Annotated in this window: 13 protein-coding genes and 5 pseudogenes; 2 read left to right on the top strand and 16 right to left on the bottom strand. The window is 61.8% G+C overall.

What is annotated here, in order from left to right:
• Positions 1–255: pseudogene (locus tag G020_RS0113960) on the top strand (IS256 family transposase); the annotation flags it as partial.
• Between the two features lie 165 nt (positions 256–420).
• Here the strand turns inward: G020_RS0113960 and G020_RS0113955 are convergent.
• From G020_RS0113955 to G020_RS0113900, 13 genes and pseudogenes are all read right to left on the bottom strand, one after another.
• Entirely contained in the window at positions 421–1,122 is a 702-nt protein-coding gene (locus G020_RS0113955; protein WP_156002782.1) for a hypothetical protein, read from the bottom strand.
• Positions 1,097–2,164, bottom strand: coding sequence for a glycosyltransferase family 4 protein (locus G020_RS15160; protein ID WP_196800328.1), 1,068 nt, complete (start codon positions 2,162–2,164; stop codon positions 1,097–1,099). The genes G020_RS0113955 and G020_RS15160 overlap by 26 nt, the downstream gene beginning before the upstream one ends.
• A 2-nt stretch (positions 2,165–2,166) precedes the next feature.
• Entirely contained in the window at positions 2,167–3,360 is a 1,194-nt protein-coding gene (locus tag G020_RS15425; RefSeq protein ID WP_024330015.1) for a hypothetical protein, read from the bottom strand.
• 188 nt (positions 3,361–3,548) lie between these two features.
• A complete protein-coding gene (locus G020_RS15155; protein WP_081647448.1) occupies positions 3,549–4,334 on the bottom strand; it encodes a glycosyltransferase family 2 protein in 786 nt (261 codons plus the stop codon).
• A gap of 105 nt (positions 4,335–4,439) precedes the next feature.
• Positions 4,440–5,133 (bottom strand): annotated as a pseudogene (locus G020_RS14720) (transposase).
• A 262-nt stretch (positions 5,134–5,395) separates the two neighbouring features.
• Positions 5,396–6,034: a class I SAM-dependent methyltransferase gene (locus tag G020_RS0113925; RefSeq protein WP_024330013.1), complete on the bottom strand. Its 639-nt coding sequence runs from the start codon at positions 6,032–6,034 to the stop codon at positions 5,396–5,398.
• Positions 6,018–7,340 (bottom strand): lipopolysaccharide biosynthesis protein, encoded by a 1,323-nt coding sequence (locus G020_RS0113920; protein ID WP_024330012.1) that lies wholly within the window; start codon positions 7,338–7,340, stop codon positions 6,018–6,020. The genes G020_RS0113925 and G020_RS0113920 overlap by 17 nt, the downstream gene beginning before the upstream one ends.
• Positions 7,341–7,451: 111 nt before the next feature.
• Positions 7,452–7,907: pseudogene (locus G020_RS0113915) on the bottom strand (NAD-dependent epimerase/dehydratase family protein); the annotation flags it as partial.
• 231 nt (positions 7,908–8,138) lie between these two features.
• Positions 8,139–8,300 (bottom strand): annotated as a pseudogene (locus G020_RS15650) (sugar phosphate nucleotidyltransferase); the annotation flags it as partial.
• Positions 8,297–8,812 carry a hypothetical protein gene (locus tag G020_RS0113910; protein WP_024330010.1) on the bottom strand — a complete coding sequence of 172 codons (516 nt, stop codon included), beginning with the start codon at positions 8,810–8,812 and terminating at the stop codon, positions 8,297–8,299. The pseudogene G020_RS15650 and the gene G020_RS0113910, both read right to left, overlap by 4 nt.
• Positions 8,809–9,306 carry a toxin-antitoxin system HicB family antitoxin gene (locus G020_RS0113905; RefSeq protein WP_231363099.1) on the bottom strand — a complete coding sequence of 166 codons (498 nt, stop codon included), beginning with the start codon at positions 9,304–9,306 and terminating at the stop codon, positions 8,809–8,811. The genes G020_RS0113910 and G020_RS0113905 overlap by 4 nt, the downstream gene beginning before the upstream one ends.
• Entirely contained in the window at positions 9,303–9,596 is a 294-nt protein-coding gene (locus G020_RS15145; protein WP_081647450.1) for a hypothetical protein, read from the bottom strand. The genes G020_RS0113905 and G020_RS15145 overlap by 4 nt, the downstream gene beginning before the upstream one ends.
• Positions 9,597–9,634: 38 nt before the next feature.
• Positions 9,635–9,910: pseudogene (locus G020_RS0113900) on the bottom strand (ABC transporter ATP-binding protein); the annotation flags it as partial.
• Between the two features lie 223 nt (positions 9,911–10,133).
• On the opposite strand from G020_RS0113900, the gene G020_RS0113895 reads away from it, so the two are divergent.
• Positions 10,134–11,489, top strand: a complete 1,356-nt coding sequence (locus G020_RS0113895) for an MBL fold metallo-hydrolase RNA specificity domain-containing protein (RefSeq protein WP_024330007.1) — start codon at positions 10,134–10,136, stop codon at positions 11,487–11,489.
• A gap of 91 nt (positions 11,490–11,580) precedes the next feature.
• On the opposite strand, the gene G020_RS0113890 is transcribed toward G020_RS0113895, so the two are convergent.
• The 3 genes from G020_RS0113890 to G020_RS0113880 all read right to left on the bottom strand — a co-directional run bounded on the left by G020_RS0113890 (position 11,581) and on the right by G020_RS0113880 (position 14,319).
• Entirely contained in the window at positions 11,581–12,114 is a 534-nt protein-coding gene (locus tag G020_RS0113890) for a hypothetical protein (RefSeq protein WP_024330006.1), read from the bottom strand.
• A 4-nt stretch (positions 12,115–12,118) separates the two neighbouring features.
• Positions 12,119–13,168 carry an ATP/GTP-binding protein gene (locus G020_RS0113885; protein WP_024330005.1) on the bottom strand — a complete coding sequence of 350 codons (1,050 nt, stop codon included), beginning with the start codon at positions 13,166–13,168 and terminating at the stop codon, positions 12,119–12,121.
• A gap of 143 nt (positions 13,169–13,311) precedes the next feature.
• The gene (locus tag G020_RS0113880) at positions 13,312–14,319 is read right to left on the bottom strand and encodes an NAD-dependent epimerase (protein ID WP_024330004.1); all 1,008 of its coding nucleotides are present in this window, start codon (positions 14,317–14,319) and stop codon (positions 13,312–13,314) included.
• Positions 14,320–14,452 lie beyond the last annotated feature (133 nt).

The raw sequence follows: 14,452 nt of genomic DNA, 5'->3' as shown, positions 1-14,452 counted from the left end.
ACCACCAACCCGATCGAATCGACCTTCGCCACCGTGCGGCTGCGCACCGACAAGACCCGGGGTTGCGTGACCCGCAACACCGTCCTGAGCCTGACGTTCAAGCTCGGCCAGAGCGCGCAGAAGCGCTGGCGCCGGCTCCGGGGTTACGAATGGCTCGACAAGCTCGAACGCGGGGTGACGTTCATCGACGGCATCGAGCAGACCGAACCGACCAACGACGAGGCATCATCCATCACCGACCGGAGCGCCGCCTGAACCAGCCATCGCTCATACACCAGACTTGACCATAACTCGTTCGCGGTCCCCCAGGTTGAGGCGCTCAGGGCTGCCGACGACAAAGAAGGTCCCGTTACAGAAACACTGATTTATCTGCGTTTCCCTAGCACTGCAATCTGCGTTTCCCTAGCACTGCACATGCAATCAAATTTTCTGAAGCGCCCGTCGCTCAGCCTCAGAAAACTCTCGAACACCCAAGAGTTCCGAAGCACTATAACGATACCCCTGGACCTCCTTATACCCCATGTGCTTCATAGCAACTGACCGGTGAGCACCATCTATTAGGACCGTCTCAGAGAACCCTTCTATAATAATTACTGGCCGGCTTTCATCCGCCATGAAACCCTCTCGCCCTAAGGATCTGAAAAGCGCGTAATACTCAGCAACCTTTACTTTCCCCTTTAACCGACCGAGGCGAACCATTTTCGACTGATAATACTTAGTACGGGAAAACTCTTGACAGATCTTCTTCGGCTTTTCACCCAGCAACGACACCAAACCTTCCCACTCTCTATAGAGACGCTCAACAGGCGCCACATCTAAAGGTATCGCCTCCGTGGTCTTCTTCAAGATACTTTTTAACTCAGCGTGCCGACCAGAAACCGCCTGTTCGACTAGCTTCTGCTCGTCCGGCACAGCCAAGAGAAATCCTGGCAATTCAGATTCTGTTACTTCTCGCTTCTGTTCCTGACTCAGAAGCATGCAAGCGAGTAGCCGCAGGGTATCGGCATCAGTCAGCAGAGTCGCCAACCGGGCCGCCAGCCTTCTATGCATAATCCCGACCTCCCTCGCCCGGTCGCTTGATAAACGTCGCTGGTAATTAAAGCGATCGATAAAACTCCGCATACCGAGCCACCATCGCGTCAATCGTGAACCGTTCCGCGCGTGACCGGGCTGCGCCGGAAACATTATCGCGGCCCACAAGGTGCTCGATCGCATATCGAAGCCGATTCTCCAGCTCTGCAGAATCCTCCGGGGGCGTCAAGATGGTCGCTTCGCAATCAGCCACCACACCCCGCAGCCCCGGCACGTCACTTGCCACAAGTGGCAGGCCCGTCGAGAGCGCCTCTACTGCCACCAGCCCGAACCCCTCCCAACGCGAGGGGATCACCCCCAGATCCGCTTCATGCAGGTAACTCGCCACGTCATCACAATAACCCGGAAGGCGTACCTTGCCCTGCAGGCCCAGCTCCTTCACCAGCGATTCCAGCCGCCCCCGTTCCGGGCCTTCTCCTACGATCGTGTAGCGTTCCACCCGGTCCCCGAGCGCCCCGATCGCGCGCAAAGCCACATCGAATCCCTTCTGCGGACTCAATGATCCGACGGAAATGAGCCGCGCCGCGCCACTTGGTCGCGGCTCGCGCTGGACCAGCGGCAACATCCGCGATCCATTTTCGATCGTAACGATGCGCGCCGATAAATCCTCGTCCACCAGCCAGCCCGCGAGCGCTTCCCGCGTCCCCTCACTGATGGCCACCAGCCGGTCGTATCGCCGATAGACCACACGTTCCACGGGGCGAAACCACGGGTTCTCGCGACGCCGGTTATGGGTACTATGCTCGGTGAACACCATCGGGCCGCCTATTTCTCGACGCAACAGCGCAAGGTGGTACAACGGCCAGGTCAGATGCGCATGCACCACGCACGTTCCATCTCCAACCCCTCGCTCTCGCAGCGCACCACGCAAACGTCTCCACGCACCCAGCCCGCGAACCGAACGCAGCCCGAGGCTGGACTCGCCCTCTGACAGCTCGACACCACGCGGATTGCGGTAATAAATGGCCTGCGCCTGCACTCCATGGCCCGGAAGCCGCTCAGTAAGCTCGCGCACCAAACGCTCGGCCCCCCCACCATCAGGTGCCGGCACCACATGGATCACTAACGGCATTGTCACCCCGCACCCCGTCGGTCGCTGGAAACCCATTGGTCTTTCCCGCCAAGCCCCTGAAGACAGATCGCGAAGAGAATGACCGTGAGCCACATGCCCGGGGTCGACGTGCCCGTCTCGAATGTCGCGTTCGTTGAAAAACCGATCACCACGGCCAGAAGCACCACTGCTGCGGGATGCGATCCGCGACGGGCGGCTCGCCAGGCCCACCATGCCGCATATCCAAGGAACGCCATAAAGAAGAGCGCATTCACGAGACCATACCGCGACAGGTGACTGATCCAGGTGCTATGTCCGGTCGTCATATCCACTCGGCCGATGGCCGCCGCATAATCCGGCCCATGTCCGAACCATGTCCAATGCCGCAACGACGCGAGCCAGGCATCCAGCCTCCCTTGTGTTAGATCGCCGCGGTGCTGAGTCTCGGTAAATTTCTCCACAATTTCGATCAACAAGCCCGCGTTCCATGCCAGGAGCACCGCAGCAAGCATCATCACCAGCGCCAGCAGAAGCTTCCGTAGCCCCCTACGGCCAACCAGGCCCCGCCGCAGATGAACGCTCTCGCTCCACAACAACAAGCCCAGTACGCCGCCCGTCGCCATTACCGAACCCAACGCCGCACGCGAATTACTCGCCAACAGAAAGATCGCTGCCAGCAGTAACACGATTATGAGCACCCTTCGGCCTTGACGCGAAAAGCCGAGCCGATTCCCATACAGGGCCCCCAGCACGAGGTGCAGCAAACCTGCGGTGAACCACCCCATACTGTTCGGGTTATTAAACAGCCCCTGGTATCGCCGCAACGAAAACGGCTCCACCAACAGGCTTACCGCCATGAGGGCGAGTCCCCCGACAACTACGCCGATGATCAACAAGCGCACCAAGCGTAACCGGTCGGAAGAAGCCGCCGCCAACGCCGCGACAAGATAGAACACCAACAGGAGCGCGCCGTACACTTGCAACACCCTCGGATGCCCCACCCAGAAAGCCGAGACCGCCGCCAACGCCAGCCACACTAAAGTAAATAACACCAACGATTGTGGCATCCGCAACCTGGTTGATCCCGCCATCACGAGTACCGCCGCGACAGCCACAAAGATTGCTGGGCCAACCAGAATCGCCCACTGCCAAGGGTTGTTCAACGCCAGTTGCGCCGGCCAAAGAATAGCCGCAAGAACCAACGCAACCGAGATCATTGATTGATTTACGCTTGCACTTGATACTCTCGACGACATCTGAGTTATTTTTCAACCCCTCGAAACATACAGCAAAAGAATCCGGCAGATTCTATATGTGCGAGCCCGTTCATACGCTCCCTAACATCGAGCGTCCGGGCTCCCGCGGAACACACACAATAGATCTCCTTATCTACAACATGATCCAATCAACCAAACATCCGGGCGACCGCGCCCCACCCGGACAGGCGCCGACCCTTGATCATGCCCTTCAGGACCCCCTTCCTAAAATTCCAACGGTGTGCCCTGTTCATATACTCTTTGTGATTATTGTAGAATCTCAAGGAAGCTTTCGGATTCGGCTTGTAACTCATTCGCCCTTCTGCCACCGAATCAATCAATACGGTGGACTGACGGTTGAAACCCACCACCAACCCCGACTCCCAGACACGCATGGCCAAGTCCCAATCTTGATGCTTGTCCTGGCCCTCATCGAATCCACCAACAGACCAAAATGCTTCTTTTCTAATCAGAAAACCGGAGGTTCGAAAACTACCACCATCGCCAAATTGAAACTCCGGAACGCTTTCAATAAACAACAACCCCTCCGCATCATGCGACTGCCTCGTCGATGTCGCGGGGCCGTAGGACGTCGCTAAAAACGCAACCTCTGGATGGTCCGACAAGAGCGCAAGGCCTTTCGCTAAATGTTCTCGGCGCCACTTGTCATCGGAGTCGAGAAAACACAATACATCTCCCGTGCCTTTCCTTGCTCCTTCATTCCGCGCACATGCAGCACCATGCGATTCCAGTCGTTCCACATACTCGATTTCCTGACCGGCCTCTTTTTGCAAATCGGAGAGATCAGGCGCTTCACCGCCATCATTCACCAAGATAAGCTCATCACACTTAACAACCTGAGCGCCAACACTCGCTACTGCCTCCTTCAGGGTCGATAAACGATTTTTAAATGGAATGACGACACTAGTGCGCATATAAATCTACCAAAAGGGATCCCAATAAAAGAAGACGGGATGATCGAGATGCTCGCGACTTGACCACAAGACTGGATAGACGAAAACGGGGACAGATTTGTTTTCTCACGCGCGTCGAGAGGGTGGTCGACTGGGGCGGCGGCGCGCAATGCGGCAGCCGATGATCTGCTCCACCTCATTCACGAAGCGCTGGTTGCCGGTGAGCTGGCCGCGCTGTAACGCCTCGCGCATCAGTGTCAACTCCTGCTCCGGAACGCCCTGCTCCACGAAGCGTGGTAAAGCGTGCACGCCGGTCGGATTCGTTGTCTGCCAGGTCCAAGTACGCCGGATCCAGATCGATCCAACGATCGCCCTCGCCGATACGCTGCCGGTAACTGGACCAGGCGTAGTCACCGGCTACTGGCACCGTGCGCGCCCGCACGGGGTTCAGTTCGATGTACCGCGTGCAAGCGAGCAGGTACGCCTCTGTCTGCACCGGACTGGACTTATAACGGCCTTCCCACAAGGTTCCCGAACGCCCCTCGACGCGATTGCGATACCGCGTCGCACGGGCCGCTAACGCCTTCATCAGACGACCCATGGCGGCCACCTCCTCGCCGGGGCACAGCAACAGATGCACGTGGTTCGTTATCAAGCAGTACGCATACAGCCGGATGTCCAGCGCACTGCTCAGCTCGCGCAGATCCTCCAGGTACCGCTCGTAATCCTCGGCCCCGGCAAACACCGCCTGCCGATTGTGCCCACGCTTCACCACGTGGTGCGGCATATGCGGCAACACCACTCGGGCCATCCTTGGCATGCCTTCCCTCCCTGGTCACTCGCTACTACCGCCACGTCCATGCAGGGGAAAATAGACCCGGCCCCGTTTGCTCACACGGCCTGAAACACTTATCGATCCGGGCACGTACGCGCATCATGCTGATAACTCCCGCAGACACCGCATCTGCGAACATCAGGACAGGTCTGGATATTATGCCCGGCCCTTCCGCAATTCGAACAGCGATTGACGTTGGGGCAATTCCTCGCAGTATGCGCGCCCGACCCACAATTGTTACATGCCATTATCCGCGTCCTTTCTTCGGCTCAAAAATCAAAAAACGGTGATAGGGGTTCTCCGGCACTCGGTAACTTTTCTTTACTGAATAGCCGGAGGCCCGTTCCAACTCGGAAACGATGCGGTCCAGTGCGTACCCAGCCTTATTGACTTCCCAATGATGCTCTCCGTCAAACTGGTGCACAGGCGCGCGGAGCCGCGGTTTGGGTATCGAGAACTTTACGGTACCGATTTTTGGAATGTGCACCGAAAACGGCCAGCGGGTAGCAGCGTCCGGCAGGGAAATAACGACCGCCTTGCCTGCAACGCGTGCCATCTCGCGAAAGGCGTCCAGGCTCTGTTCAAACGGGAGGTGCTCGAGCATCTGGAACGCGCAGACAACATCGAACGCGCCATCCTCAAAGGGCATCTCGAAGACAGAAGCCACGTGATCGGGCTCAAGCTCCGGGTCCAAGTCCAGCGTCTCGACATGGACACCCATGGCGCCAACCATGCCCTTGAACAGGCCCGGGCCGGGGCCCACCTCCAGCACACGGTCCGGGTTCAGTCCGATCACCTCGTCTAGCTGGTGCCACATGCTGGCCCAGCGCCGCTTGTGCACATACTTGCCGAATTCGTAGTGCGACTTGTTAACTTGTTTTTGCATCAACTCTCCACCGCATCGCATGCGCAAGGATCCACAGCATCATTGCACTGTAAGCAACAACACCAATAACCGAAAACAGAGCAACAGCCCAAATATCGCTGCCGAACCAGTAGAAACCGGCAACAAGCCCCAGAGCCTTCCCACCGGTGCTGAACAATTCGTAAACCAGAAGGCCGCGCTGAATGCCAAGCACCGGTACGGCCGCAACGCTGGGCTTGTTGATAAAATTGAACAGGAAGAACAGCGCCAGCCAACGGGCATACTCCCCGGCCACCGCCCAGTCCCCACCGAAAACAAGGCTGAACAGCCAGGGCCCAAACAGGATGACCAGGCCGAAGGGTACAACGCCAACGGCAAGTAGTGCGCCGGTCGCGCGCACAATGTGCTGGGCCAGGTTTTCGCCGTTGTGGGCAGCTTCCGTGATTCGTGGATAGAACACATCGGTAACAGCCTTGCCCAGCAGATTACTGGGCATGCCCATCACCATCTTGCCCAACGTGTAAAACCCAGCAGCCGCCGGCCCGAAGAAGGCAGCCAACATCAGCACCGGAAGACTTTGCGACGCTGCGTTGATGAAGTTCTGCGGCGCGCGATACAGGGGAAAGTCGCGGTGCCGATGCGCCAACTCCTTCAACGGGGTCTGCGAGCCTTCCTCCCGCTCGGCGGTGCTGCCCTGGTACCGGCGGCGGGCACCGATGAAAAGCAGTCCAGCGTGCAGGGCTTGGCCCAACGTGGCGAGCACGATGAGCACAGCACCTACCGGATGCAGCCAGCCAATGCCACTCTTGGCGCTGTTCAGGATGAGCGAGTGCGCCACGGCAGAGCGCGCGACGACGCCGAATTCCTTCTTACGGATCAACCACTGCTGGGCGATTTGCATCCAGGCGGCGAAAAGCATCGCTACCGGGATCAGGAACAAGAAGCCCGCCACGGCTTCGGCACCCAATGTGGCGGTGAGCCAATCGCCACCCGCCCATAGGGCGGCGGCGGCCAGCAGGGCAACAGCGAACGACAGAATGGCGGACAGCCGGACTAGGCCCAGGGCATCGCGATCCTCACGTGGGAGGACGATAGCAATGGGATAGGCCAGCGCCGCGACCGGAACGGCTACGGCAACGATGGCCATGAAAGTGCCCAGCAGCCCAAAGGCCTCCGGCCCGTAGATACGCGTGATGAACGGAGCGAAGGCCATGGTGATGACCTGCGCCCCTGCAGTGCCAGAGGCGACCACCGCCACGTTGCGCGCAAAGCGGCTGCGCCATACGCGATCCAGCGCGCGGCGCGGTAGTGCGGTGGCGCTACTCATCCCAAAGCATCACCACGATTGGCCTGGCGAACACAGGCCGATTGCCGCGCGGCTGACCCGCTCGCAATGACGGTTGTTTTCTGGCTACGGTGGTTTGGCACATTGTAGCGGTCAGATGCGGTAGTACTCGCGATACCACTCGACGAAGCGCGCAATGCCGTCTTCGACCACAGTCGCGGGGGCATAGCCTACGTCCTGGCGCAGGGCCTCGACATCGGCATAGGTGTCCGGGACATCCCCCGGCTGCAGCGGCAGGAGGTTCTTCTCGGCCTTCTTGCCCAGGCAGTCCTCGAGCACCTCGATGTAGCGCATCAGCTCCACCGGCTCGTGGTTGCCGATGTTGTACAGGCGGTAGGGGGCCGTACTGGTGGCGGAGTCGGGCTCGGCCCCGGTCCAGTCGGGGTTGCGCGGGGCCACGTGATCCAGTGTACGGATCACGCCCTCGACGATGTCGTCGATATAGGTGAAGTCGCGCCGGTGGTGGCCGTAGTTGAAGACGTCGATCGGCTCGCCCGCCAGGATCTTTCGGGTGAACATGAACAGCGCCATGTCCGGGCGGCCCCAGGGCGACGTTGCGGCTCTTCTCCAGTACGCCGTAGTCGATGCTGATGTCGGGCATGTCCGGGAAGTGCCGCTCCACGACGGCCTGGTCCGGGGCCGCGTCGCCCCATTCAGTGACGATCCGATCCAGCACGGCGGCGACGTCCGGGAGGTGGTGGCGCACCTCGTCGAGGATCGCGCTGGTGCGCCAGACGAAGATCCCGGCGTTCCAGTAGTAGCCGCCCTCGGCCAGGGCGATGGCGGGGCGGTGTTGCGGCCCACCGGCTCCAGCAGGGTGCGCTCCCCTTCCAGCTTGAGGAACTGCTTGGGCAGCTGGAGGCGCGAAAGCGGCCACAGGCGGGTGCCGCTACCGCCGGCGAGGACGACGGCTTTGGTTGTGGGTTCAGGGTTTGGCGTCATCGTGTGTCTGTAGGAGCGGCAAACTGGACGGTTGGAATGGTGACTCTCGGCAACTCCATACGGGCGCATTGATTGCTTACAAATTCACGCCAGTATGGCCATACGTGGTAGCTGGCATTCCTCTGTGCAAAGGCTTCGAGCGCTTCCGGACCCGGGTCGGTATCGGTGTCGTATTCGGCAACAAATGTCGCCTCGATCTGCGCCAGCACACCATCGCTTTCTGCCTCACCGGCTTCGTGTTTCTCCCGGTCTTCGCCTTCCCGGGCGGGAGAAGCTGGCAACAAGCGCAGGCCCAGCCCGATGAACACCCGGAAGACGTAATACGATGTCTCTGCTTCGCGGACTTTCATGAGATAGCTGCGGTCCACATGGTGCTTGAACTGCGGCTGGTATGCCTCGACGGGTGAAAACCGCGGGTCGTGATCTTCCGCCAGCCAGGCACTGGACTGGCGCACGCTTACCCCGTGGATTCGCAGGCAATCGATGGCTGCCTGGATCGGGGAATCCGTCATACAGCTGGCGCCATCCACTTATCGGCTTTGCTGGAGTCGCCCGCGCCGATGTCATGGATGATTTGCGGGCGAGCCGTTCCAGCCTTGCCGCCGGGCCGGGCAGTGGCGGGCTCTGCATGCCACTCGGCGAAAACCGTACGGGTTGGCGTCTGCACTCCGACGTAGTAGCTCAATACGGCGACGATCTGCTGGTTGAGGCTGACGCCTTCGTCTTCGGCCAGGGAGACCAGTGCGCGGTGCAGTGTTCTGGGCACGCGCAGAGTAATGCGCCCACTGAAGTCATCCGCAGGCGGCAAAGGCTGCGGCAGCGCGCGTCCGTTTTCCTTCAGTGCTTCCTCGGTGGTTTCGATGGTATCGATCGCGAGCTCATAGGCCTCTTCATGGCTGTCGGCGTATTCGACAACGTCCGGCAGCTCTCGTACCCGGGCCTCGAAGCAGGCTTCTCCCTCCTCGATGACCCGGCGTATCGTGATCCCGTAGTCCTGTGCGTTCATGACGTCTCTCCCTTCAGCCATTGGCTCAATTCCGGCTCCCGCTCCTCGAGCATCCTGCGGATGTTCCGGACATAAGCTGGCTTGATTGCAGGGTTTTTCCCGTGTCCGCATGTGTAGGAGGTCGAGTAGAAACTCGGCAGCCCGGCATGGGTGACCACCTTGTGGCCTGCTTTCTTCCCGTCGCGGACCTCGAAGCCCAGGGTTTCGAGCAACCGCCGCAATTCATCGCATCGCAGGGAACCGCCCGCACCCTGGAGCTGCTGCAGTACATCCTTTACGTTAGCAGACATCTGACACCATATACAGTGTCACCCCGACCCCGGAATGGATAAGCGGAGAACAGGATGAGCCCGAAGGCGGCCGCGCCCAGCGCGAGGATGAAGGCATCCACCGAGGTGAAGCCGAGGCCTTCGTAGACGGTGTTGAGCACCGGGTTGGTCTGCACCACTTCGGGGTTGCCCAGCACGCTCAGAAACGGCATGGCCGAGGCGACACCGGCGGTTTCCAGCACGGCCATGATGATGACCATGCCGAGCACGAGGCCGCCGCGGCGTTTCTCCTTGCGGCTGAGCAGGGCCAGGGCTTTGCGGTAGGTGTCGAGCATGGGGTGGCCGGACGGGTGGATTCCTGTTTGATTTGCCTGTGGGAGGCCAGCCCTCTGGCCGATCTGGCATCAGGACAATCGGCCAGAGGGCTGGCCTCCTACGCGGGGTTGTTCACCGCTTGAACGAACTGCGGATTGGGCCACGAATCGTGGGGCAAATCAAGTGCGCTTTGGGCATGGTCCGATGTATGGTCGGGGTTCGCTTACGGTCAGGGAAGACGCTATGGAGATCGTGCATCACGGAGGTGCCGAGGGCGTGACGGGCAGTTGCCATCGGCTGCGGTTGTCGGCGCGGGATTCGTTTCTGGTGGATTGCGGGCTGTTCCAGGGGCGCGACCACGGGCCGGGCGATACGCTGGAGCGCCATGCGATCGAGTTTTCGGTGGAGGATATCCGGGCGCTGGTGGTCACGCATGTGCATATCGACCACATCGGGCGGCTGCCGTATCTGCTGGCGGCGGGTTTTGACGGGCCGATCATCTGTTCGAAGCCCTCGGCCCGGCTGCTGCCACTGATGCTGGAGGATGCGCTGCGCGTGGGCTTTACCCGCGACCGGCAGCTGATCGAGCCGGTGCTGGAGACCATCGACCGGCGGCTGGTGGCACTGGATTACAACGCCTGGCATGCGCTGCCGGTGGAGGATGCCGCCCTCGCCCCGCGGGTGCGGCTGCAGCGCGCGGGGCATATCCTGGGTTCGGCCTATGTGGAGTTCGATTTCCGCGAGCCGGGGGAGCGCCGTTCGCGCCGGGTGGTGTTCTCCGGCGATCTGGGCGCGCCCGGGGCGCCGCTGCTGCCGGCGCCGAAGCCGCCCCGCCGGGCGGATACGCTGGTGCTGGAGAGCACCTATGGCGACCGCCTCCACGGCGACCGCCACGAGCGTGCGGCGCGGCTGCGGGCGGCGGTGGAGCATGCCCATGCCAACGGCGGCACGGTGATCGTGCCCGCCTTCAGCATTGGCCGCACGCAGGAGCTGCTCTACGAATTCGAGGGGCTGATCCATCGCGGCAACCGGCGCTGGCGCGACATGGAGGTGGTGCTGGATTCGCCACTGGCCGCGCGCTTTACCGACGTCTACCGCGAGCTGAAGCCGTTCTGGGATGCCGAGGCGCACAAGCGCCTGCGCGCCGGGCGCCATCCGCTGGATTTCGAGAACCTCTACACGGTGGATGACCACGACACCCACCTGCAGACGGTGGACTACCTGGCCCGCTCCGGGCCCCCGGCGGTGGTGATCGCCGCCAGCGGTATGGCCGCCGGCGGCCGGGTGGTGAACTACCTCAAGGCGATGCTGGAGGACGAACGCCACCACGTGCTGTTCGTCGGCTACCAGGCCGAGGGCACGCCGGGCCGCGCCATCCAGGCCGCCGGCCGCGGCGGCCACGTGGAGCTGGACGGCGAGCGCTACGCCATCCGCGCGGGTGTGGACACCATCAGCGGGTATTCCGCCCATGCGGACCAGGCCGACCTCCTGCGCTTCGTGCGTGGCATCCGCACCGGCCCGCAGGACATCCGCCTGGTCCACGGCGAACCCCACGCCCGGGAGGCCCTGTGGGAGCTTGCTTGCAAGCCAACAGGCTGAGGCCGGGGCAAACGCCCGTCCGTTCGCGGCCGAGGCCGCTCCTGCGTACGAACCGGCGCAGCCTGGAAAAGAGCAACGAAGCCGCTATGGCTCACGGGCTGGTCACCTGCCATGGATGTTCCGCATGGGTTGTGTCCATGTGCTCCACACGAGGCTGGGCGTCGATGAAGCGTAACCGCTGTTTAAGACCCAGTTTAAGGTTGGACGGGTTCAGTCTTCGGTGCCCCTTGCGCCCATGGGTCGGCTGTTCCAGATGCAGCACGACCCGCAGCTGCTTCGCACTCACCCAGAGATGCGCCAGCCGGCGTTCTTCGGGTTCAATCGTGCCGTATGCGCTGTTCCCGCCGGCTCCAGCGGCCACAAGCCCCGCCAGGCTGTCCCGCACCTTGGCGGCCACCTCGTCCGGCAACTCGCTCGGCTTGGTCCGCGGGTGCTGACGGTAGTCCTTGACCTCGATGAGGTAGGTGGTTTTGTCCCACCGGGCAACAAAGTCGACTGCTTTCGCGCCGCCGCACGTGTTCTGGAAACCGCCGGTGAAGAACCGCCAGCCGTCGTACTGCCCTGCCTCCACACCGGCGTCAAAGTGGAAGGTAAGACCACCTTCTGTGAAGCGGCTTCCTGTCACGACTTCACTCCAGCTCCAGGTAATCGTCGGCCTGCTCAAGCTCCGCATCCAGCAGAGCGAGCGGGTGGATCTCCTCGAGGGTATCCGCCTGGCTCACCTCGACTCCCGCTTCTCCCTGCGAAAGGGCGAAATACCGCTGCCGCGCGGCCCCTTTGCCCCGTCGCTCGGCGGCGATATCGATCTCCCGCAACAGGAAAAGGCTGTGGGTTGCGAGCACCACCTGGATGCCCTGCTCGGCCACGCTCAGAATAGCCTCGGCCACCGCGCGGATCAGGCGCGGATTCAGGTTGCTCTCCGGCTCATCCCAATAGAGGTAACCCTGCTCCAGAAGTGAGCCGGTCACGATGAGCTGGACGAGTGTCGCGATCTTGCGCCACCCTTCGGCGACCAGACCCATCTCCAGGTTGCCCCGGCCCGGCTGTCGCAGATAGAAACGCCCGTTTTCCAGGACCACACGCCCGCCCATCAACTCTTCAAGCGGCTTCAGCAATTCGCGCGCCCGCTCCTCGCGCGCACCCTTCAGTGTCGGAGCGCCCAGCAACACACAGGTATCCCGCCAGGTCTCCTCGAACTCCAGGTAATGGTTCTCGTAGACCGAGACGAAGCCCGGATAGATGGTCAGCAGCTCGCGCGTGGGCAGGTAGACCGGTGGCTTGTCCAGCCAGGCCTCCGGCAGGCGCGTGACATTTACCTCGCTCTTGCTCTGGGTGTGGAAATCGAAGTCGATATTCCAGCGCTTGTCCTCGAAACGAGCACTGACATAACCCCGACTTTGTCCCTGCTGACGCCGGGCCAGCCGGCCGAGGCTGTCCGGTTTGAACACCCCGACAAGCTTGTCCGCCAACCGCGGCTGGAGGATGGCCTTGGTGGGTTCCCGCTCTTCTTCCCGACCCCGACCGCCTTCCGCTAGCACCGACTGGATGGAATACGCGAGCTTGAGCAGATGAGTTTTGCCCGTAGCGTTCTCCCCCACAATCACGTTCAGGCCGGGAGTAAACTCCAGATGGGCATCGCCGAAGGCCGTCACGTTTTGCAGGTCGAGTTGCTTGAGCATGGGCGTCTCGCAGCCTTTCGGCGTGTTTTCCGGATCCAGTCGTCGCAGACTAGCGTACGCAACTCGCAAATGGTGAGGAAGAGGCACCGTTCGCGGCCGAGGCCGCTCCTACGGTGATGCCCCCATCCGCGAACGGCGGCAGGTCAGACCTGGTAGTAGTCGCGGTACCAGGCGACGAAGCTGGCCACGCCTTCTTCCACGCTGGTGGTGGGTTCGTAGCCGGTGTCGGCGCGCAGGTCTTCGACGTCGGCGTAGGTGTCGGGGACGTCGCCGGGCTGCAGGGGCAGCAGGTTCTTCTCGGCCTTCTTGGCGAGGTTCTCTTCCAGCACTTCGATGTAGTGCATCAGCTCCACCGGGCGGTGGGCGCCGATGTTGTACAGGCGATAGGGGGCGGCGCTGGTGGCGGAGTCGGGCTGCGCACCGCTCCAGTCGGGGTTGGGCTGGGCCGGGCGGTCCAGGGTGCGGATGACGCCTTCGACGATGTCGTCGATGTAGGTGAAGTCGCGCCGGTGGTTGCCGTAGTTGAAGACGTCGATGGGCTCGCCGGCGAGGATCTTGCGCGTGAACATGAACAGCGCCATGTCGGGCCGGCCCCACGGGCCGTAGACGGTGAAGAACCGCAGGCCGGTGGTGGGTAGCTGGTACAGGTGGCTGTAGGTGTGCGCCATCAGCTCGTTGGCCTTCTTGCTCGCGGCGTAGAGGCTGAGCGGGTGGTCGACGTTGTGGTGGACGGAGAACGGCATCTCCTCGTTGGCGCCGTAGACCGAGCTGGAGCTGGCGTAGACCAGGTGCTCCACGCCGTTGTGGCGGCAGCCTTCCAGGATGTTGCCGAAGCCGACGAGGTTGGTGTCGATGTAGGCGGCCGGGTTCTCCAGCGAGTAGCGCACGCCGGCCTGAGCGGCCAGGTTGACCACGCGTTGCGGCCGGTGCTCGCGGAACACCCGCTCCATGGCCTCGCGGTCGGCGATGTCCACGCGCTCCTCGGTGAAGCGCTCGTGGTCCTGGATGCGGGCCAGGCGCGCCTTTTTGAGCGAGACGTCGTAGTAGTCGTTCAGGTTGTCGACACCGACGACCTCGTCGCCGCGTTCCAGCAGGCGCAGGGCCAGGGCATTGCCGATGAACCCGGCCGTTCCGGTGATGAGGATCTTCATGTCGTATCCTTGTTCGGCTTTTGTTCGGTTATCGTGCGCCCTCGACCCGTAGGAGGCCAGCCCCCCTGGCCGATTGGGCCCGGCGGGTCGGCGAGGCCCCGATCGGCCAGGGGGCTGGCCTCCTACGAGGTAC

This window comes from Thioalkalivibrio sp. ALR17-21 (assembly GCF_000420185.1).
GTDB classification, from domain to species: Bacteria; Pseudomonadota; Gammaproteobacteria; order Ectothiorhodospirales; family Ectothiorhodospiraceae; genus Thioalkalivibrio; species Thioalkalivibrio halophilus.
The sequence above is the reverse complement of the archived record's forward strand: the minus strand, read 5'-3'. Positions and strand labels throughout refer to the sequence as shown.